This window comes from Endozoicomonas numazuensis, from assembly GCF_000722635.1.
Lineage (GTDB): Bacteria > Pseudomonadota > Gammaproteobacteria > Pseudomonadales > Endozoicomonadaceae > Endozoicomonas_A > Endozoicomonas_A numazuensis.
Genome location: NZ_JOKH01000010.1, coordinates 156,270 through 176,602 on the forward strand (window position 1 = coordinate 156,270; position 20,333 = coordinate 176,602).

General features: G+C 47.0%; 18 protein-coding genes. 4 read left to right on the forward strand and 14 right to left on the reverse strand.

Features of this window, described 5'->3' with window-relative positions; all coding sequences use genetic code 11:
- Positions 1–22: 22 nt before the first annotated feature.
- Positions 23–514, reverse strand: coding sequence for a hypothetical protein (locus tag GZ78_RS25690; protein WP_152558958.1), 492 nt, complete (start codon positions 512–514; stop codon positions 23–25).
- Between the two features lie 235 nt (positions 515–749).
- On the opposite strand from GZ78_RS25690, the gene GZ78_RS25695 reads away from it, so the two are divergent.
- The 4 genes from GZ78_RS25695 to GZ78_RS25710 all read left to right on the forward strand — a co-directional run bounded on the left by GZ78_RS25695 (position 750) and on the right by GZ78_RS25710 (position 4,627).
- Positions 750–2,606 carry a type VI secretion system Vgr family protein gene (locus GZ78_RS25695; protein ID WP_034842795.1) on the forward strand — a complete coding sequence of 619 codons (1,857 nt, stop codon included), beginning with the start codon at positions 750–752 and terminating at the stop codon, positions 2,604–2,606.
- 94 nt (positions 2,607–2,700) lie between these two features.
- Entirely contained in the window at positions 2,701–3,330 is a 630-nt protein-coding gene (locus GZ78_RS25700) for a DUF6931 family protein (RefSeq protein ID WP_051786556.1), read from the forward strand.
- Between the two features lie 38 nt (positions 3,331–3,368).
- Positions 3,369–3,662: a PAAR domain-containing protein gene (locus tag GZ78_RS25705; protein ID WP_034842797.1), complete on the forward strand. Its 294-nt coding sequence runs from the start codon at positions 3,369–3,371 to the stop codon at positions 3,660–3,662.
- A gap of 68 nt (positions 3,663–3,730) precedes the next feature.
- A complete protein-coding gene (locus GZ78_RS25710) occupies positions 3,731–4,627 on the forward strand; it encodes a M91 family zinc metallopeptidase (protein WP_034842798.1) in 897 nt (298 codons plus the stop codon).
- A 120-nt stretch (positions 4,628–4,747) separates the two neighbouring features.
- Here GZ78_RS25710 and GZ78_RS25715 read toward each other — a convergent pair whose 3' ends face one another.
- The 13 genes from GZ78_RS25715 to GZ78_RS29715 form a co-directional block, all read right to left on the reverse strand.
- Entirely contained in the window at positions 4,748–5,374 is a 627-nt protein-coding gene (locus GZ78_RS25715; protein WP_034842799.1) for a glutathione S-transferase family protein, read from the reverse strand.
- A 192-nt stretch (positions 5,375–5,566) separates the two neighbouring features.
- Entirely contained in the window at positions 5,567–8,323 is a 2,757-nt protein-coding gene (gene tssH / locus GZ78_RS25720) for a type VI secretion system ATPase TssH (RefSeq protein ID WP_081870050.1), read from the reverse strand.
- Positions 8,324–8,450: 127 nt separating this feature from the next.
- Positions 8,451–9,287: a hypothetical protein gene (locus GZ78_RS25725; RefSeq protein ID WP_034842800.1), complete on the reverse strand. Its 837-nt coding sequence runs from the start codon at positions 9,285–9,287 to the stop codon at positions 8,451–8,453.
- On the reverse strand, positions 9,268–10,494 hold the full coding sequence (locus tag GZ78_RS25730; RefSeq protein WP_034842802.1) for a hypothetical protein: 1,227 nt from the start codon (positions 10,492–10,494) through the stop codon (positions 9,268–9,270). Before GZ78_RS25730 ends, GZ78_RS25725 begins: the two co-directional genes overlap by 20 nt.
- Positions 10,495–10,587: 93 nt before the next feature.
- The gene (tssG, locus tag GZ78_RS25735; RefSeq protein ID WP_034842805.1) at positions 10,588–11,694 is read right to left on the reverse strand and encodes a type VI secretion system baseplate subunit TssG; all 1,107 of its coding nucleotides are present in this window, start codon (positions 11,692–11,694) and stop codon (positions 10,588–10,590) included.
- A gap of 19 nt (positions 11,695–11,713) precedes the next feature.
- Entirely contained in the window at positions 11,714–13,546 is a 1,833-nt protein-coding gene (gene tssF / locus GZ78_RS25740; protein ID WP_034842807.1) for a type VI secretion system baseplate subunit TssF, read from the reverse strand.
- 21 nt (positions 13,547–13,567) lie between these two features.
- Positions 13,568–14,047, reverse strand: coding sequence for a type VI secretion system baseplate subunit TssE (tssE, locus tag GZ78_RS25745; RefSeq protein ID WP_051786557.1), 480 nt, complete (start codon positions 14,045–14,047; stop codon positions 13,568–13,570).
- A gap of 15 nt (positions 14,048–14,062) precedes the next feature.
- On the reverse strand, positions 14,063–15,601 hold the full coding sequence (tssC, locus tag GZ78_RS25750; protein ID WP_236631697.1) for a type VI secretion system contractile sheath large subunit: 1,539 nt from the start codon (positions 15,599–15,601) through the stop codon (positions 14,063–14,065).
- Between the two features lie 121 nt (positions 15,602–15,722).
- Positions 15,723–17,216 (reverse strand): type VI secretion system contractile sheath large subunit, encoded by a 1,494-nt coding sequence (gene tssC / locus GZ78_RS25755; protein WP_034842809.1) that lies wholly within the window; start codon positions 17,214–17,216, stop codon positions 15,723–15,725.
- The gene (tssB, locus tag GZ78_RS25760) at positions 17,216–17,734 is read right to left on the reverse strand and encodes a type VI secretion system contractile sheath small subunit (protein ID WP_034842812.1); all 519 of its coding nucleotides are present in this window, start codon (positions 17,732–17,734) and stop codon (positions 17,216–17,218) included. The genes tssC (GZ78_RS25755) and tssB overlap by 1 nt, the downstream gene beginning before the upstream one ends.
- 282 nt (positions 17,735–18,016) lie before the next feature.
- Positions 18,017–19,312 carry a type VI secretion system protein TssA gene (tssA, locus tag GZ78_RS25765; protein ID WP_034842815.1) on the reverse strand — a complete coding sequence of 432 codons (1,296 nt, stop codon included), beginning with the start codon at positions 19,310–19,312 and terminating at the stop codon, positions 18,017–18,019.
- An 84-nt stretch (positions 19,313–19,396) separates the two neighbouring features.
- Positions 19,397–20,146, reverse strand: a complete 750-nt coding sequence (gene tagF, locus GZ78_RS25770) for a type VI secretion system-associated protein TagF (protein ID WP_236631698.1) — start codon at positions 20,144–20,146, stop codon at positions 19,397–19,399.
- The coding region (locus GZ78_RS29715) for a hypothetical protein (protein WP_034842818.1) at positions 20,112–20,333 on the reverse strand (222 nt) is incomplete at its 5' end. The genes tagF and GZ78_RS29715, both read right to left, overlap by 35 nt.

Below are 20,333 nucleotides of genomic sequence, written 5' to 3' on the forward strand. Positions count from 1 at the left end.
TCGGCAACATCTTTTAGCCAGGTCAGAAAGGAAAGGCCACCTTCTTTAAGTCCTTTACCAAAGCTACTGGCATGAGCGGTTTTTTTTCTGACGCCGTCATGGCTTGGTATTGCTGGTCGGCGACAGCAGCTTCAGCCTTTTCGCTGGCTATAATCTGCTGAAGTTTCTGTTTGATCCGGTCATAAAGTGCTTCGATCTTTTTAAGATTTTGTGTCTGATTTCTGTGAGCTACATACACCCTGAGGTCGCCATTGACTAAGGCCTCCCTGATTAGATGTAAAGGATCTCTATAATGAATGGATTTGAGAATCAGGTGACCCTTAAGGGACTGTTCCAGTTCTGAATACTGATTATTTGCAAGGTCGGACAGAAAGCTCCAGGCTTGTCTGCTTGACTGAAATTGAAGACGTTCATAACGCGGATGAGTACGCTTTGTGGTCAGTATGAAACGATCTTTATTCTGGTTGTATAGAGATTGTTCAGGCAATTCCGATGAAAGGTTCCGTCCAGACACGCCTTACTCCTTGTATTCCCTGGCTAAGACAGATTAATTCATAGACTACTGTCGCCTTTTTGATGATGCGATATTAACCTCTTTGAGCAAACGATTCCAGAGACATGAAGCATTACCAGCTCTCCTTAAATACGCTTCATAAGTTTTGTTTTCCTCAAGATAAGGGGTATTATGAAGGTCTCAGGCTCTATAAAGCTGGATAAGAATAACGAAAGTCATCATGGATGTTTAGTCAATGTCTTCATTGTCCCAGAAAAATCGCCTTGTCACGATCAATACCCCCTTAGGCAAAGATGTCTTTATAGTTCAGGCTTTTGATGGAAAGGAAAGCTTGTCTCGACTGTACGATTTTACTCTGACGCTTATATCGGAAGATCTGAATATTACGGCGGATAATATTTTGGGAAAGCCTGTTACCTTGGCTCTGCGATGTGGCGCATCGGATGCAGACCGATTTTTTCATGGTCACATTAGCCACTTTTCAGCGCTTGATACCTATGACGGTAACAAACGACACTATGAAGCTCATCTTGTCCCGGGGCTTTGGTTTACCACCCTGGGTGGGCAGAACCGAATTTATGAGAATATGAGCTTTTCAGACATTATTGCCGATGTTCTGAAAGGCTACAGTGCGGTGCAAATGAAGAATAGTACCACGGGCACTTATTTGAAGCGGCGCTATTGTGTCCAGTATGAAGAGAGTGACTTTGAGTTTGTCAGCCGATTGCTGGCTGAGGAGGGCGTTAGTTACTTTTTTGAGCAAGCCGATGGTCAGCATACTTTTTGTCTGGTAGACAAGGCGGGGTCCTACCCCACAGCCTTGGCCAAGGCCATTACCTATTCCGAAGGGGGGAGCAACCCTTTGGAAAACAGCATCAGTAGCTGGACAAGAAACTATGGTTACCATACTGCCCAAGTAGAGTTCAGGGATTACCTGCCGTTCTCGGCTTCAGAATGGCTCAAGAAAACCACCACAGAAAAGACCACCAATAAGGCGTTGAAAGGTGTGCAACCACTTAAAGAATATTATGGGCGGTTTCATTATGAGAAGCAGGAAGACCATACAGATAAATTAACAGAATCCAACGGCAAGCAGAAAGTTCGAAATACTATGCTGGCACAGGAAGGTCTGTCCGACTGGGCCAAAGGCAGCAGTGCATGCCCGGAGCTTTTTGCTGGGGGTATTTTCGAAATTGATCACACTATTGACTCAGAATCGGGTAAGTACCTGGTGACATCCGTCACCCATACGGCTGCTGATGGTAATGGCCAGTCAGCCAGTTATTCCAATGCGTTTACCTGTGTTCCCGATTCTGTTTATACGCCACCGGATTCTGATGCTTTTCGTAGAGTAGTCAGTAGTCCTGATGTTGCTAAAGTCCTGGATGTTAAAGCGGCAGGAGAGCAGGGAAGCACGGATAAATATACTCAGATTAAGGTTCAGTTTCCCTGGAAGAGTAACGAAAACAGTTGTTGGCTAAGAGTGGTGCAGTCCTATGCCGGTAATAACTGGGGAGCCAGCTTTGTGCCCAGGGTTGGTCAAGAAGTAGTCGTAGAGTATTTGAGTGGTAATCCTGACCGTCCTATTGTGACCGGCGCACTCTATAACAGTGACAACATTGGTCCGGGTTATTCCAAAACACAAAGTGGTTTTAAAAGTCAGTTTGAAGGCAGTAAATTTAATGAGCTGCGTCTGGATGACAAGAAAGGCAGTGAAGAGATTTATTTTGAAGCCGGTAAGGACTGGAATGTGGTCGTGCACAACGATAACGTCGAGACCATAGAGCGGCATCAGGATGTTACAGTGACTGAAAATCGCAGCGTCACTGTTAAAAATGGTAATGAAACCAAGGATATTGGTGGTACCCAGACAACGACAGCAAAAAGTGATATTACGATTGAATCCAAAACCAAAATAACTCTGAAGGTTGGTTCATCGTCAATCACTATTGATCCCAACGGTATCACGCTCAAAGGCACCATGATTAATTCCAAGTCTTCAGCCAATACCAAGGTAGAAGCAGGTGCCATGATGGATATCAAGGCAAGTGCACTGTTAAATATCAAGGGCTCTCTGGTCAAAATTAACTGAGCCGTCAGGAGCAGACATTGCATTTATCAAGCGACCTTTAGCTTGAATAAAATAGATGTTATCTCCCGGACATCTCATGGAGGACACTGGTTGTATGAAACACCTGGTTAAGATCAGCGCAGAAACAGCAGCAGAAGTCACCGGACGTTATGAGCTGGATGAAGACATTGAATCCTTATTGACCCCCGGTATTCAGCCAGTCTCTTTTATACAGAAGCTGCTTGAAGAAAATCAGTATCTTGATTGTGTCCGATTTATAGCCCACGGATTGCCAAAACGGGAAGCCGTCTGGTGGGCTTGTCTGGCCACTCGCTATACCCATACACCAGAAACTGAAAGCCTCCGGCAGCAAACACTCTCTGTCACTGAAGCCTGGGTGAAACAGCCCGCAGATGAATATCGTTTGCAGGCTTATAAACTGGCAGAGAAGGCAAAACATAAAACACCGGATAGCTGGGCAGCGATGGCAGCTTATTGGAGTACCGGGTCAGTTAATGAAAGTGACAGTTTTCCTGTGCCTCCTCCTCCCTATCTTTTTGCTCATGCAGTGACGGGTGCCATTTGTCTGGCAGCGGCAGATACCTCTGAAGATGATATCAATGAGCGCTATTTGAGATTTATTGGGCAAGGTCTGGATCTTGCGACCGGCGGGCGGGGTAAAGTGCATGAAAATCCGCTGAATTTTCTGCTCTCAGAAGAAAGTGAGCAGACGGCTGTTAACTGACCTCCGTTAAGGAATATCAATAAGAATAGGAGACGACTATGGGAATGCCTGCAGCAAGAGTGACAGACATGCATGTCTGTCCAAAAGTAGAACCAGGTCCCGTTCCTCATGTTGGTGGCCCTGTTGTCACTCCCGGTGGTCCAACGGTATTGATAGCGAATATGCCTGCCGCAACAGTGGGCAGTATGTGTGTCTGTGTAGGGCCTCCGGATAGTATTTCAGCAGGAAGTGGTACCGTGATGATCTGTGGTAAGCCCGCAGCCAGGCTGGGTGACAGTACAGCCCATGGCGGCAAGATTGTAGCCGGTGCTCCCACCGTACTGATTGGCTGATTTATAACGTACAAATAACCCGGTTGAAAGAAGTGCTCCGGGTGTGCTTCCTGGAAAAGGACGTCAACATGCCTGCGAAATATTGGAATCCCACCCTGCATGCAGCAGATGCTGAAGGCTTTTTGCCATTAGGTAATTCTAATGGTATTGGTATAGCCGAATCCCCCTTGGGTAATCATCAGATTCCCAATTTTCAATCCAGAGTCGCACAGGATCTGACCAGTATTAATGCTCTGCCTACAGGCCAAAACCTGATCACCGCTATTTTACAGGGGGTGGGCAATGGTAAACGATTAGGCATCGTTGCACCCCGTTCCTGGAATGGTGGTTGGGGTAGTAATGAGTGTGCCTGTCTAGGCGGAGATAGTGCCAGAATCAGAGCTGCAGTTGCGGTAGGGTCGGGTGATACCAATACACTGGTCAATGCTCTGAAAATCAAGATCACGTCTATGGGGCATCAGAATGATTATGGCTGGTTAAAGAATCAGCTGCGAGCTGTTCCCCGTTATCGATTGAGAGGGCTGGTTGCGAATACCCCTAACAACATGGGAGTGCTGGATCTTGATATTGAACGTTGGTTGACCTACCAGCGTCCTCTTTATCATGGATTAGCCAATGGTGATAAAGACGACATGAAAAATGCCATTATGATTTTTCTGGCTACTAACGGTGGAATGCCCGTCGTTAATGGCCCTGGCACAAACAGTCGTGTGTATTACGATCCAAGAAAAAATTTCAATTCGGTAGGTTTAAGGCCTGCGTATATTGGACTGGCTCATGAGTTGATTCATCATTATTACAACATGCGGGGTGCTCAGGTCAGTCACAGTGAAGATTCGGCACACTTTTCAACCGTTTTATACGAATACATGTGTGTTGGACTGGGCCCGTGGAATGGTGCAGCGATCAGTGAAAACCAGATAAGGCAGGATGCCGGCGTTCCACTGCGAACACGCTACGCATAATGATCTCATGGACAGACAATATTGGGACATGAATTAAAAGAATTGATAACTACTCAGTATCGTCACCCCCCGCGAAGGCGGGGGTTCTCTGCGTGTTTGATACATTTCCCAAATAATTTTTTATTTTGACTTTGTTGCGGCAATAGCCTTCTGACAAGCAGGTCTTTTATACAGTCTATCTCTGTATTCAAGATAGAATTCAGGTACATCAAATTCGAATCGATTAGCCCAGTTCAGAGTTTGAGCCAGTAGAATATCGGCACATGTGAATTGATCACCTAATACAAACTCTTTTCCTTCCATGTAGTGATCCAGCGCTTTAAGAGAGCGTTTAAACTCAAATTTAGCGGTTTCAAATATAGCTTCGACACGACGCTCCTCTGGTAACACGAAAGAGTGCTTGCCCTTTGACCAGAGAGGTTGCTCCAGGTCAGACAGCACAAAAAAACAGAAGTCATCGTACCGGGCTCTTTCTGCCGGAGTGTGTCCGGGTAGCAGTGCTTTCTCTGGAGCCAGTGAGCCTATATAGCTGAGCATGGCAGCGCTTTCAGTCAGAACCAGGTCACCATCGACCATAGTAGGAGCCTTTCCCTGAGGGTTGATTTTCAGGTAAGAGGGGTTCTGCGTTCCTCCTTCCTCCGGACTGCCTATTTTTACATTGCTGTATTCATACTCTATTCCAGCCTCTTCTAGAGCCCAGAGTGCTCGAAAAGAGCGTGATTGACTAAAGCCGTATAATTTTATCATGGGAACGATCCGGGGTTTATTGTTTGAATTGGGTCTGCTGAATTCAGTGACGATTAAAACCTGAAGCCAGTGCCCGACAGGTTCCTAGCTTACAACAGCTGTTGTTGAATTTAACGGTTGAGATGTGTCCGTAACAGTAAAAATGTCACGTAAGTTCGAGTGGACTGAGAAACAGTCCACTCCAGTGAAGGCTTAACTTAACTGATATTCAAACTCACCATCTTCATTGACACCAATGTGTACTCTGGAAATGGGTTGGTCTTCTGCCATGCGAGCAAGGCAGACACTGGCCAGTTCAGGTAAAACGGAGCGGGTCAGAATATTTTCGATGTTTCTGGCGCCGGTATCGGATTCCTGGCAGCGAGCCACAATGTGGAGCAGCACCTCTTCATCGTAGCTGAATTCAGCCCCATAATGTTCGGTAACTCGTTTTTCAATGCGACGCATATTGATCGCAGAAATCTTCATCAGGTTCTCATCATCCAGAGGATAATAGGCGATCAGGTTAGTACGTCCCAAAAAGGCTGGCTTGAAGTGCTGGAGCAAGTGAGGACGAATGTTATCAAGCAGTACCTCGGGCTCGGGCTTCTCTTCAACCTGACTAAAGATAGCTCTGATAGCGTCCTCGCCAGCGTTTGAGGTCATGATGATGACACAGTTTTTGAAGTCGATATCACGGCCTTCACCATCCTTGATGGTTCCCTTATCAAACAGGTTGTAGAAAATATCCTGAACACCCGGGTGAGCTTTCTCCATCTCATCCAGGAGGATGATAGAGTGGGGCTTTCTACGAGCGGCTTCGGTCAGAACCCCTCCTTCACCATAGCCAACATAGCCGGGAGGTGAACCAAGGAGCATGGATACTTTGTGCTCTTCCTTAAACTCCGACATATTGATGACAGTAATATTCTGCTCACCCCCATAGAGTTGGTCGGCCAGGGTCAACGCAGTTTCGGTTTTACCGACACCACTGGTACCGACAAACAGGAAAACACCAACAGGTTTGCGAGGGTCAGTTAAACCTGCGCGGGAAGTTTTGATCGCCTGAGCGACGGCTTCCATGGCATGATCCTGACCAATAACACGGGTCTTCATGCGGTTGGCCAGTTCACGAATGGCATTGATTTCGTCACTGACCATCTTGCCCACAGGAATCCCTGTCCAGTTTGCCACCACTTCAGCTACGGCCTGCTCATCGACACTGGCTTGCATCAGAGGCTGTTCGCCCTGAATGTCTTTCAAGTCGAGTGTGAGTTTTTGCAATTGTTCTCTCAGCTCGGCCAAATCCTGATCTGAAAGGTTTTCTTCTGCTTTTTCTTCAGAGGTTTCTTCTGTGGTCTCAGAACTGTTATCTGTTGCTTCAGCACTTGCGTTCTCTGCAGCTTCTGGCTCTTCAACAGGTTGCTGACTTGAAAGGAAGTTGCTGTCAATTTGCGCCAGTATATCCCTTATCTTACCGGTCAACTCCAGTTCTTTTTGCCACTGAGCCTGTAGGAGAGTGAGTTCTTCCGTCGCGTTGTCTTTTTCTTCTTGCAGAGCGGCCAGTCTGTCAGTATGAATTTCCTGAGCAGCATGCTCTCGCTCAAGCATGGCTATGGTCGTTTCAGAGCGCTGGATTCTACGCTGCGCATCTTCAAGGGCAGCAGGTGTAGCTGTCTGGCTCAGTGCTACCCTGGCACAGGCAGTATCCAAAAGGCTGACAGATTTATCAGGAAGTTGTCGTCCAGGGATGTAGCGATGAGACAGAAGCACTGACGCTACAATGGCTTCGTCAAGTATTCTGACTTTGTGATGACTGTTAAGAGAGGAAGAAATACCACGCATCATATCGATGGCCTTTTCTTCATCGGGCTCTTCGACTTTGACCACCTGAAAGCGACGAGTCAGGGCAGGATCCCGTTCAAAGTACTTTTTGTACTCTGCCCAGGTCGTAGCAGCAATTGTTCTCAACTCTCCTCGTGCAAGGGCAGGTTTCAGCAGGTTGGCTGCATCGCCCTGGCCTTCTTTACCACCGGCTCCGATCAGAGTGTGGGCTTCGTCAATAAACATAATGATCGGAGTGGGCGAAGCTTTCACTTCTTCAATGACAGACTTCAATCGATTTTCAAATTCGCCTTTAACACTGGCTCCTGCTTGCAAAAGGCCCAGATCTAAAGTGCGAACGACAACACCTTTCAGAGGATCTGGCACATCCTTGCTGGCAATACGCAGTGCAAAACCTTCCACTACTGCTGTTTTACCGACACCGGCTTCACCGGTAAGAATAGGGTTGTTCTGCCGTCTTCTCAGAAGAATATCAATACACTGTCGGATTTCTTCATCACGTCCAAGTACAGGATCAATCTCGCCATTAGCCGCACGTTCTGTCAGATTGATGGTGTATTTGTCCAGTGAAGGTGTTTTCGTAGGCTTTGCGTTGGCATCAAGAGTGCTTGCACCTGAATCTGAAGATGCAGAAAGCGTGGATGCAGATTCTGCCGTAGTACCCACCCGTGCTCTTGCAGTTTCCCTGATCGATTCTGGTGCTACATCCCGAAGTACGGGCAGGCTTTCCAATAATTGTCTTCTTGACTGGTCATCCAGTAGCAGTGCCGCTAAAAGGTGCCCTGAAGTAATCTGGCCATGGCCACAATCAACCGATGCTACCATCCAGGCATTTTTAGCCCCTTCGACAATAGAAGGCGAAAGTGCTGCTGGACGACTGCTTCCCCCCTTGAATTTGGCAATAGAGCTCGCCAATTGTTTAGCTAGCGTAGACGGGTTAACTTCATGAAGCTCGAGCAAGCTGTAAAAATCGGTATCGCTGCGATCGAGTAGTTTCAGTAACCAGTGTTCCAGTTCAACATTGTACTGGTTATGAGCCAGACAAAGACCAGCAGCACCTTCCAACGCTTCGCGAAGGGCGGGAGACATCTTCTCCACCAGAGCCTTAAGGTTATGAGATATCATATTGTTATTTCGTCCTTTTTCTTGTTCTTTTCTTCAGCCTTTTTAGGCGTGGTTAAGCCAAGTGATTATTAGCTTGCCAGATGTTACGGGCAGTTACTAGCCGACAATTTAAAGCAAGTTAGTGGCATCATAATTCGGTATTAGGTTTAGTTGCTGACCAGTCTATGGGAGGGAATGTTTCTGTAAGCTTCACGCCAGAACATTCGGCAGTGGCTTTGTCTAGCTGAGCTTGTGATTCAGGTGATAATTCAAGATGGATGCTATCAATAATGCTATTTCTTAATTTTATAAGAGGTAGTGTGCTTACTAGTTCATCGTCCGGTAAATCAGTTTCATTCCAGAAATTTCTACCATAGCTAAAAGAAATCTTTAAGAGGTGATGATCAGAAAATGGAAGTATAACAACTTGTTTAGCACTGTCAGGCCTACCTCGTGGCTCAGTGATTGAAAATTCCGCTCCTGGGGTTGGTAACCATGTTAAGGGTTTCCAGTCGACTGGCGCTATATGTTGGTTCGACTCATCATTATGAGAGTATGAAGATGTGAGTAACCGTAATATTGTACTTTCGAAAGCTCTTGGATGAAAAAATGAGATATTATTATTAACTGTTTCGGGCTCGATTATGTTGATGGAAATAGTTTGCTGATAAAGTTTTCCTGTAAACCAGGGTCCGCAATAGGCCCAGGTTCTAGCAAAAATAGTTCTATGTCGCCATTTCTGATCAGGCATAACACGCTCATTAGATAAGCGTGTATAGAATTCCATCGATTTAAATCGCCTTTCATAGATTGCCTTGGAATATGAGTTTTTTGGGCAATGCTTAGGTGACCTGAATGAAAGGATGTTACCGGCTAAATCATGTTTGACTAATCCGCAGAGACTGAAATCTGGACCTTTGGGGGTTGCAGGTTCTTTGATGTCTCTCAACTGTATTGAAGAGTACTTAATCAGGTCGAACATCATAATTTTTTCCTAACAGCTTATTGGCTTTTTTATGCAGTCTGGGAGTCCAGCCTTCTGCCAGGTTCATTCCGAGTTTTCCCAGACCTGCGACGGTGCCAACAGCAGTAACGAATGCAAGGGCTTGAGGGTTAGAAATTCCTAAAGTAGACACACCAGCGATTGTCAGTGCTGCTGTAGATGCCCCTTGAAGTTTTGTACCGTAAGCTAACGCATCCCATGGTGCATTTTTTAACTTGTAAGTATCATTTTTTGCTCTCACTCTATTCGCAATGAGTTCAAGCTGATCTCGATTGCCAATTGCATCAAGTGGGTGAGTATGAATAAACTTTCTATCAAGATTGAGGTTAAGCTGATGTGCTATCTGAACGGCTACATTGGGTGATGTACTGGGTCGGTAGAGGAAAACTGTATGCTTCTCAAGAGTTACATTACGATCAGCTAAAATCTTCATCGCTTGTGTTAATACTGCTGACCCACCAAATTCTGAGATCCAGCTCACTCCTTGGATGTTTTTGGCATCGTACATGGTTTTGGCAAGTAAGTAGGCTGATTCATTCAAACTTGAGATGTGAGTAGGTTTGATTGCTTCCCGGTAATTCATCAAGCCTCCAATCTTCTTCTTGCCAGGAGTGATGTGTAGATCAAAACCATCTGCATTAACTCTTAGGCTTCCTCCTGACATGGGGGCGTCAGAGACATAGTCAGCGACTTCATGAGCTATATCCTCTACTTTTTCACGTCTTCTGTCAGATATTGCAACTATTCTATTTTTTTCTTCGAGAATTTTACCTTTTTCTTGAAACTTGGTATCCCATTGTCCCTCGATCAACTCCGATCTATATAGTCCAGCTCGCTTTTGTGCAGCCTGAAGCTCAGAAAAATTCAAATCAGCATCAAAATGCAAGATTTTAAACTCATCATTAGGCAGCTTCTCAACAGAGACCTTACAGCCAGGAAGAATCATAACAAATTCTTCTGTACCACCACGGGCAAGATGGTTAGGCTGAACAAAGATATTGTTCTGATGAAGTCTGCCTGACGCAAGTGACTGTACTCCCTCGACGGTTACTCTAGCCCAATGGTTTCCACTCCTGGCAAGATTCAGGAGTTCCTGATAGATGTTATTGGCATTAGGCGAACAATAAACAGGCTTACCACAATACTTACCAGCAATGATTGTGTTATGTGTTGTTTTTAGAACAGTCATTTTATTCCTTTAACTTCAACTGTAAATGAGCTTCCTTGAGAGAATGATATTCTATGAATGTTGACTTAAAAAAACAGCCTTTTTACAAAGTCTTCAACCAGCAACGGTTACCGTAATTAACTGCTCACGAGCTTCATCAGCCTGCAATCGACTGTTTAAGCCCAGCATCGGGTAGTAATTTGCTCGTTGACCTAATTGCAAAGGAGGGAGTTCCTTTTCCATGACCTGGATGAAGATATCAAAGTCCAGTTCTATTCCTGCCATCATCCGGATCAACGTTTTCATGGACTCCAGCTTTCGGGTTCCGGGCATGATCGTCATGTATTGCTTGTAACTCATGGGTTCAAGTACGACCCGAAATCGACTTTGTATCTGCCAGCTCTGGGATCCGAGCACCATATTCTGCCCAAGAACATTGTTGACGCCCTGATAACGGTTGATCTTGCCGGGTAACTGGGTGCACAGGTCTTCCGGTATTTGATACCAGTCGCCTATAAACTGTTCAATGCTGGCTTTCAGGCCAAAGTGATGCAATAGGCAGCTTTTTAATGCACTGGCTGTAGGGGTGGTTCTACCTAAAAGGCCGCCCAGGCCTGCAATAATATCATCCGGTACCGTTGAGCGATTCTGAACTTTATCTGTACCCAGGCCTGCTAAAGACTTTAAAGCCAAACTGTATGCGTCGTTTTCTGGTGTCAGGCTTTCTTTTTCAAGAGATTCAAGTTTGGTGCGTTCGAAGTTTGCTGGCAGCTGATATTTGCGCCAGGCTCGATAAAAAAGTGAAAGTGTCCTGTGGTGGAAAATATCCAGAAAATCCCTCAGGCCACGGTTTCTCATTTTCAGTTCTTTAAGTACCGTTTCCCCTACATGCTGGGGCAAGACACCCTGTGAGCCTATCAATCCCATGAAGGTGACTTCCATGGACCACTGGTGTCTTGAAGACGGATCCTGTACATCATCCTGCTCTTTGAGTTTCAGGCGGGTAATGTCAGAAGCAGCAAACCCGAAACTATGAGATGCGGTGAATCTCACCAGCTCCTTGTGAGGTGGAGCCAGCTCGGCAACAGGCTGGTTGGCATAGTTTTCTTCCCGGGCTCGGTCGGTCTGGCTGACGAGCTCCAGCATACGAACAGCCTGAAAAAAATCGAACTGCTGTGGGTTACCTTTCAAGCGATCATAAAGGCTTTTCTCACTACTCATAATCCTTCCTCGTAACGCTTCATAGCAGGGCCTTTTCACCCGCTCTGGGTGGCCAACGCTTGAACTCACCGTCCTTGCCACTGAGGGTAACAATCAGTCGAACAAAAGAATTAATGGTGCAATACACGCCCAGGAATCGTTCAATGACCGAGCTGAAGAGCAGAGGACTGGTTCCCGTCAGCATCATAGAATCCAGCTGCAGCTCTACTTCGGTGCCGCGACAAAGTACTACGGTGTTATCAATAGATATAGGGGCGGTAATAGCCCGGGTATTCATGGTTCTGAGCGCTTCTATCAGATTCCGGGTACTGGCTGAATCCTTGAAATTATAAAGGCGAAGGATTTCCTTGAACGCTTCACAGGAATCAGTACCTCGACTCAGCGACAAGTGATTGAGGTTGAGGTGTGAAATCAGACGCCAGAACGCGCCATCTTTCAGTGGAGGTCTAACGACAGTAGTCGGTGACGTGACAGAGCTGATTCTGGCAGCTGGAGCGTCGCCATCAACAATAGAGAACAGAGGCTGACCTCCACCGGTTGGCAGTTTTCTGGGTTGATTTCGATTGGTGCACATCAGGTCAAGGTGCAGGACGCTATTTTTAGCCTGAAAAGGATTCATCTCAAGATCAACCAGTCGAATGGAGCATTCGCTGGCCTGTTCATTAAAGTGTTCTCCTTCTACCACCTCTCTACGCCTTGGACTCCAGAAAGCAGTCTGTCCGGCTTCCACCTGATGGTGCCGGTAACTGTAAAAAGGCGTGAACTCTCTTTTATTCCCTTCATTATCAGTACAGGCAACGGTTTCAATGGACCAGGTTTCAAGCTCACCCTTACGGCGGATGTCGGGCGTAATGGGGTATTCATATTCGGTATGGTTCAGTGAAACAGGTTCGGCCCGCATGGGAAAGAGATTGATAGCGGGAGTGCATCCCAGGGCGAACATACTGGCTGTGAGCTGGTGTTCAAGCTCTTCATTGCTGTCTTCGAGGTAGATGTAGAGATTAAATTTCTGGGAAATATTGCCTTCTAATGCCTGTTTGAATCCAGAAATATCCAGGAAAAGGAATTTTTCAGGGAAGACAAAAAACTCGGTGAGAAGACGATAGCCCAGAAAAGCATTATCGGGGTAGGGGATCAGGCCTTCGTCTTCTTCAAACCCAACTGCCTTGATTTCATGGCTGTCCAGGTACACAGGGTTAGGGTCATCATCACTGCGTGCCATAACCAGTTTAACGGTGCGGGTCAGCAGTAAATCATAAAGTGGATAAACGTGCTGGGGTTGTCCTCTGAGAAAAAAGCGTTGGGTGTCGTCAATCACTTCTTCTATCGCGGCTTCTTCTGCCAGTGCCTGAAATTCCAGTTTGATGACTGCATTGGCATCTGTGACCTTATTGGAACCAGGAGCAATAAAAGGTCTTGGCATCAGGTTGGCGGATTTAACGGATATAGCCGGAACCCGGGCATCGTAGCAGGTAGTAAACCGGCAACTGTTACCTGAGTGTTGATCGGTATCGAGCCAGCTACCTGAGGGTACACTGGCCGGTGCATCCAGAAGGGGTTCAGGTTCAAACTGAACAATGGTCATTGAAGGAATAGGGCGCAGGTAATGAGGATACAAAGTTTCCAGCATGGCTTCTGTCAACTCAGGGAACTCATCATCGAGCTTCTGCTGTATGCGGGCATTCATGTATGCAACACCGGACAGCAATTTAGCCACCAGGGGGTCATCAACGGTGTTGGTATCTAACTGAAGAGCTCCGGCGATGGCAGGGTGACGCTGGGCAAACTCACCAGCAGACTGTTGGACAAACGCCAATTCTTTTTCGTACAGCGGGAGTAATTTATCACTCATATCGGGCTTCCTTCCTGACGCTTACTGCATCTCCAGGATATCTATTGTCTGGTTTACCGGATCCAGTGCCGAATCAAAAATCAGCAGCTCTTGAGCAGCGGTGGCGTGTAGTACTGCTTCCATTCGAAATCTTACTGTTGGATCTTCTGAGTCAATGGCGCTTTTACTTTCCACTTTTACCGAGCGAATACGAGGCTCGTAGTGGAGAATGGTTTTTTCCACCTGACGACAGAATTGGTTGAGTGCTTCCGATGAATTCAGATTGATGGTTGAAAGGTCAGGTAAGCCATAATTGGGTAGACCTTTTTTTACTTCTTTCAGTTCTGTGGGTGGAGAAATAACGCAAAAACGAGTGTTGAGCAGGTATTCGAGATCTCTCCGTACGCTTTCACGCAACTGCCGAAGTTCAAGAAAATTCTGCCTTGATCGGTCATCTGAAGGTTCCAGTAGTCGATCCAGAACCGGTGCCATCAGTTTTTTATCGTTATTATGGGTATACATCGTTAAATATCCGTTTTAACTGTGACCACTGCTGAGCTCTGTGGTCAGCCGTAGTTCTGAAACCAGATGATCGGCACTGTAATGAGGCCGCAAATAAATAGTGCTGTGGTAGGCACCGGCACTGCCCGGTTGTTCTCTGACTTCTACCCGTGCTTCACGCAAAGGATAACGAGCGAGCATCTCCCATTTCAAATCCTCGCGGCCGGTACAATACTTGTTGAGCCACTCCTGAAGATAACGCTCACATTCTTTCGCCGTAATAAACTGTCCTACTTTCTCACGAATCATGATCTTGATGTAATGGGCAAAGCGAGAAGCGGATAAAACCTGCTGAAGCATCCCACTGATTCGATCATTGGCGGTAGTGGACTTACTCTTGTACTTTTTTGACAAGTGCAAGGAAGGGCAGCTGTGAAAAGCGGCATAAGGGGTATCATGGCAATGACTCAGGGCAATCAGGCCCAGGTCCGAAAGTTCACGTTCAACGGTATCGGTGATGAGAACCGGTGTCAGAATTTTATGAACGGTACCGGGGCTATCGGTCTGATAATCCTGAGATTGGTAACACGTTACCAGCCCTCCACCCAGATAGTCTCTGGGCACACCCTTGATATGAGCGAACCAGCCAACATCGCCAAACTCACGGAGCAAGTTGCAACCAAAAGCGTAACAGGCATTGGCCCAGAGGTAGCCTGAAAGGCCTTCTTCCCGGGCATTTTCCTTGAAGTTAAGCGTATCTTGCCTGGTTGCGGAGATGTTTTTATCCCAAGGCTCCCGACACAGCACTTCGGGTAATGTCACAGCCAGAAATCGGCTGTCTTCACTTTGGCGTAATGATTGCCAGCGCAGGTATTCTTGTTGTTGGAAAAGATTGGCAAGATTCAGAGGAAGGCCAAGCTCATCGAAACTATCAAGGCCAAACAGCTGAGGCGCGGCACCACAAATGAAGGGCGCAAATGCTGCGGCGGCTACCTGGGAGAGTCCCTGTAATGTGGTGATATCGTCGTAGGAATGCCCCGGATAGGCACGGTGAGCGACCTGGTAATCACCCAGAAGAACGCCATAGGGCTCCCCGCCAGCCATTCCAAATTCTTCATTGTAAATCAGGCGAAACAGAGTGGTCTGGGTGATATCCGGTGCTCGCTCAATATCCTTGCTGACTTCACGCCAGCTGATATCGAGCAGTCGAACCCGAGTCATTCGGGATTGACTGGATTGATCCACTAAAGTCCAGAGGCCTCGCCAGCTGCTCTCTAGCTGCTGAAAACGCGGATGATGGAGAATAGCGTTCAGGGCGTCGTTAATTTTTTCATCAATAGCGGCTATCTGGCAGCTGATAAAATCCTGCAGTTGACCCTGCCTTAATGAAGTGGACGGAGAACTGAGTTCGGTTAACCAGATAAACAGAGCACGGTTTGCATCCGGCTCTTTAAGAAATCGTTTCAGTGAATCCGCTTTCGTCTGTCTGGCTTTGATAGGCTCTGATACTGACGGCGGCTCAGTCTGCTGTTGCTTTTTTGGTGGTATCGCCAAAGTAGCCAGATCTTCAGACACAATTGCTTCCTGATTCAAGCGGCGGAAATTAAATGTTAGGTTGTCGGTAATCTTTGGAAGTTTAAAGCCATTCCCGCTGTGCGGAAATGGCAGGGTTGACAGACTGTCGTAAAACAGAGTCTTAGCCGGCAGAAGGAATATTCGCGACCATTCTCAAAGAGGTAGTCAGTTCTTCCATTTGCAGCCAGGGACGCATATAAGCGACAGCACTGTAGGAACCCGGTGCACCTGGGTTCTCTTTTACTTCAACACGAGCTTCTGCCAGCGGGTAACGGGCTTTCATCTCGGCAGAAGCATCAGGGTTGCCATTGGTGTACTGAGCAATCCACTGATTCAACCAACGTTCAACATCCTTGGCTTCCATGAAGGAACCAATCTTGTCACGACCCATTACCTTCAGATAATGAGCGATACGGCCGGTCGCCATGATGTAGGGAAGGCGAGCAGAGATGGATGCGTTTGCTGTGGCATCAGGGTTGTCAAAAACCTTGGGCTTCTGGGTTGTCTGAGCACCAAAAAATACTGAGTAGTCGGTATTTTTGTAGTGACACAGGGGCAGGAAACCCTGATTGCTGAGTTCGGCTTCGCGACGGTCAGTAATACCGATTTCAGTAGGGCATTTCTGGTCCATGTCGCCGTCATCGCTCTTGAATACGTGACTGGGCAGACCTTCAACCTTACCACCCCCTTCAGCACCACGAATGGCAGTACACCAGCCATTTTCAGCGAAAGATTTGGTCAGGGTTGTTCCCATGACGTAAGCCGCATTCATCCAGGTGTACTGGTCGTGCTCAACATCTGCAGCCATGCCGCTTTCATCCAGAGGAAGCTCTTCAAAGTTGAACGCTTCTACTGTTTTGGAATTGGCACCGTAAGGCAGACGGGACAGTACTCTGGGCATGACCAGGTTAACAAAGCGGGAGTCTTCGCTGTCGCGGAAACTGCGCCATTTGATGTATTCCTGAGATTCAAAAATCTTGGCCAGATCTCTGGGCTTGGACAGTTCGGTATAGTCGTCAAAACCGAACATTTCTGAACCGGCTGCTGAGACAAATGGGCAGAATCCGGCTGCAGCCACATTGGACATATTGGTCAGCAGATCAATATCTTCCGGATGGCTGGTGAACTCATAGTCACCAATAATGCAGGCATAAGGTTCACCACCGGCGATACCAAACTCTTCTTCGTAGATTTTCTTGAAGGTCTGGCTCTGATCAAATTCCACTGCCTTGTCCAGATCCTTGAACAGTTCACGCTTGCTGACGTTTAGCATACGCAACTTCAGATTGGCACTGGTTTCACTGTTCATAACCAGGTGGTTCAATCCACGCCAGGAGCCTTCCAGCTTCTGGAATTTTTCGTGATGCATAATAGCTGACAGCTGTTTCGAAATGGCTGCATCAATAGCATCAACGGCAGAGTTGATGGTTTTAGTCAGGTTACGATCCCAACTTACCGTTCCATCAAGTACCTGTTTGGTCAGGTTTTCCAACAGGTCTTTGGCATCATCCCGTTCAGTCTGCTTGGTGGCACCAATGGCCTGCTCCAAGAGACTGAGAGAATCTTCCTGTGCTTCTGCTGCTTCTAATACTGCACCTTCAGTTTCTGTGCTCATCAGGCGTCCCCCTCGTCCTTGTCACCCATTCCCAGTTCCTCTGAGATTTTGGTGATTTCGTCTGTGTTTTTGAGAATGTTTTCCAGGATTTCTTCAAGATCTTCAGAGCGATCAGCTTTACTCATCAGGTCTCTGAGCTTGCTGCGTGCGGCCATCAGTTCTTTTAGTGGCTGCACTTGTTGCACAAGCTTTTCCGGATCAAAGTCATCCATAGCGTTGAAATCAAGATCAACCGCCATTTCACTATTATCATCCGCCAGGGTATTGGGGACTTTCAGGTTCAGTTTCGGGTTTACTTTTCCCATCACCTGGTTGAAGTTGTCACGGTCGATCTGGACAAACTTCCGCTCCTTCATGGCTTTCTTGCCTTCGGTGTTATCTCCTGAGTAATCCCCCATAACACCGGCCACAAAAGGCAGTTCTTTAACCACTTCAGCGCCGTTGGTCTCGACGTCATATGTGATGTGGACGCGGGGTTTACGAACCCGCTTCAGTTTGTCGTGGATACTGTCAGACATGATCATCTCCCTTTTTATTGTGAATAATTTTTATCACCGCCAGTGATGAAAAATTATTTAAGCCGCTCATGGCTGTTTTTATGAAATTCTTTTCATTCTCTTTCTATTGATTCAACAGAGAATGAAAGTATTCCTTAACTTACGTGATTGTTATTTGTGTGTTGCATCGTTGATGATGAACACGACTTCCATTTCAGGCTCACGGCCTTTTCATTATTGTTACCCGTTTCTTTTCAAACCCTTGATTAAAAAAGAAATGGATACGACCTGACTGCTGTGGCTTTACCAACCCACATCGTTGCTTTGAGTTTCCTTTGACCCTCCCCAACCTTCATCGTTTTGAACGGATTCGTCAACTGTTTCCTGAGAACTGCTGTTAGCAACGGCAGGTGCTGCTGGAGTAGGCGGAGCCACATAAGTGTTGGTTGAAGTACCATCCATTGCAACACCGGTCAGCTGACTGAAAATGCCTCTGGAGTTTTCTTCTGGCATGAGCTCCATCATCAGTTCGGCAACGGTCATGCGTCCCCAGCGCACCAGGCGATCAATGCCATCGGGCAGGGGAGATTGAGGTTCGTAAAGTCGGAAGTAATCTGCGATCTTTTTGAGTTGATCCAGAGCCTGTTCCCGGTTGGTAATCTCACCCCCGGCCACGAAAGCATGTTGAACAGTCACCGAATGACCTGATACATGCTCAGCTGAAACATTGCTATCAGATTCTGCATCAGTGCCTTCAGAGGCTTGCTCGTTTTCAGCCTGAGCTTGTGCTCGTGCAAGAATTTCCTGACAGAGAAATCGAACCGTTCTCAGGACTTCATCTAATAAAGTCGAAATCTGGCTGCTGGGGGGAGCATCATAGCCACAGAGCTCACTCAGCTTTTCAGTGACAAGCTTGAATTCTTCGTTACAGGTTTCAATATCATCAACCAGATCAAGATAGAACTGATCTCCTGTTGTTGAAACCGTCCGTTCCACTTCTTCAAGGGTCAGTCCGATCTCTTCATATCGTTCCGCTTTTTTCTCTTCTTCAGCAATCTTGCTGGCGTCATAAACCTGCTGGTATTTGAAAAAGCTGAACGCATCTATAGTGCTGTCTTCACTGATGGCACAGTTACGAATGGGAGCGAGCAGGGTGCCTTCGTTACCATCACCATTTAAACCGGTAATAGCGGCCACTTTGGTTTCGATGCCGTCTTCATCAGGCTCAGGATAAAGGCCGTCCCAGAAATCATCGACCAGTCGTCGCAATACAGTAAGACTGTCTCTCAGGCCGTTAAATCCGTGCAATCGAACAGCCGCTTCAATCATCCAGCAGGCTACTTCAATATCTTTACTTTTAGTGCTGAGTATTTCCTTCCCTTTTTCAAGGACCGGGTACCATTCAGAGAGGGCTTCTGAACGGGCATCAGCATCAAACAGCCCACCACGTTCAGTTGCCCGTGCTGAGTTACGGGCATCTTTAATGGTGTAGTAATCCGATGTAGGAGAACGATCTTCACGGATATCTTCTCCCTGGGGCTGATCCTCCGAGATCGGTTCCAGCAGGCTATCTATATCTATGATTTGTGGAGATGCCATTCAATCATTCCCTTGCGTCTTGATAAACGATAATGGTGTGAATCAATAATATATTCTTTCTATAAAGGCTGTCAGGGTTCGCTTTCATCCTTGAGATGTGCTCCACCCTAACGTTTGCCATTGACCATTGAGCATGGCCGTATACTTTCTTGGATCTGGTAGACCCCGGGTCTGCAACAGCATAGGAGGCATACAGCAGGAACCGGTGCAGGACCATAAGGTGTAGCTGTGATCCTGCTGACTCATCTGGGCATCCAGCAATCTCGCCCAGGGAGCGGTAGTGTTCAAAGAGACGGCCTGTCCCTGAACCAGGGTATGTCGGCCCGCTGGTTCTGTTGAATGTGTTAATGCAGAAGCAGAGTCGTTTAATTGTTTAGACAGTGCATCAGCATTCAGGCTTTCCTGCAAAGCCTGCATGGCGGTGGATTCCCAGAATGTGAACAGATCGGTATTTTCAGCCAGAAAGCTTGCAGGTCGTTCATTCGACTGCAAGGGCATGGCAATGGTCAATGGAAAGTACCGGCCCACAGAATCAACGCTTGGAACCAGAATACCAGCCCATGCATGTCCATCAATCACCCCTTCGGACTGTACAAAACGCCAGATAGGACTGGTAAGATAGGTGGTTAACCAGTCATCTCCCAGCACTTCTCTGCTGCCTGCAAAAGCCTGTTGCAACCATTGATCCCATAGTTTGATAAACGTCACCGACAAACCACGGTCAACAAAGTCCCCATGAGCGGGCAGTTTGCCGTAAATACCAGGCAATCGGTTGTCAGGCAATGCTGATACTGTTTTGTTATCCGGATTTTGCATACTGACGGCTCCGGTCATGAGGTTGTGCCTGTACTTCTGCCAGCTGCCTTTGTGCATCCGGCGACAGGTCGATATGGAGGGTGTTGGCAAACGCCAGGAAGGTTTTTTCTGCGGCTTCCAGAAAGTTGTATTCTTTGGCTTTGGGGTCAAAAGATCTGGCGCTCATACTGTAATAAAATCGGATCAGGTGCTCATGACTGATGGC

What these genes read in the sequence shown, in the direction of transcription:
- GZ78_RS25715 (WP_034842799.1), bottom strand. Translation starts at nt 5,374, where the DNA reads ATGATAAAATTATACGGCTTTAGTCAATCACGCTCTTTTCGAGCACTC.
- GZ78_RS25695 (WP_034842795.1), top strand. Translation starts at nt 750, where the DNA reads ATGTCTTCATTGTCCCAGAAAAATCGCCTTGTCACGATCAATACCCCC.
- tssC (WP_034842809.1), bottom strand. Translation starts at nt 17,216, where the DNA reads ATGAGCACAGAAACTGAAGGTGCAGTATTAGAAGCAGCAGAAGCACAG.
- GZ78_RS25710 (WP_034842798.1), top strand. Translation starts at nt 3,731, where the DNA reads ATGCCTGCGAAATATTGGAATCCCACCCTGCATGCAGCAGATGCTGAA.
- GZ78_RS25725 (WP_034842800.1), bottom strand. Translation starts at nt 9,287, where the DNA reads ATGATGTTCGACCTGATTAAGTACTCTTCAATACAGTTGAGAGACATC.
- tssE (WP_051786557.1), bottom strand. Translation starts at nt 14,047, where the DNA reads ATGTATACCCATAATAACGATAAAAAACTGATGGCACCGGTTCTGGAT.
- tssH (WP_081870050.1), bottom strand. Translation starts at nt 8,323, where the DNA reads ATGATATCTCATAACCTTAAGGCTCTGGTGGAGAAGATGTCTCCCGCC.
- GZ78_RS25730 (WP_034842802.1), bottom strand. Translation starts at nt 10,494, where the DNA reads ATGACTGTTCTAAAAACAACACATAACACAATCATTGCTGGTAAGTAT.
- GZ78_RS25700 (WP_051786556.1), top strand. Translation starts at nt 2,701, where the DNA reads ATGAAACACCTGGTTAAGATCAGCGCAGAAACAGCAGCAGAAGTCACC.
- tssB (WP_034842812.1), bottom strand. Translation starts at nt 17,734, where the DNA reads ATGTCTGACAGTATCCACGACAAACTGAAGCGGGTTCGTAAACCCCGC.
- tssG (WP_034842805.1), bottom strand. Translation starts at nt 11,694, where the DNA reads ATGAGTAGTGAGAAAAGCCTTTATGATCGCTTGAAAGGTAACCCACAG.
- tagF (WP_236631698.1), bottom strand. Translation starts at nt 20,146, where the DNA reads ATGACCGGAGCCGTCAGTATGCAAAATCCGGATAACAAAACAGTATCA.
- tssF (WP_034842807.1), bottom strand. Translation starts at nt 13,546, where the DNA reads ATGAGTGATAAATTACTCCCGCTGTACGAAAAAGAATTGGCGTTTGTC.
- GZ78_RS25705 (WP_034842797.1), top strand. Translation starts at nt 3,369, where the DNA reads ATGGGAATGCCTGCAGCAAGAGTGACAGACATGCATGTCTGTCCAAAA.
- tssA (WP_034842815.1), bottom strand. Translation starts at nt 19,312, where the DNA reads ATGGCATCTCCACAAATCATAGATATAGATAGCCTGCTGGAACCGATC.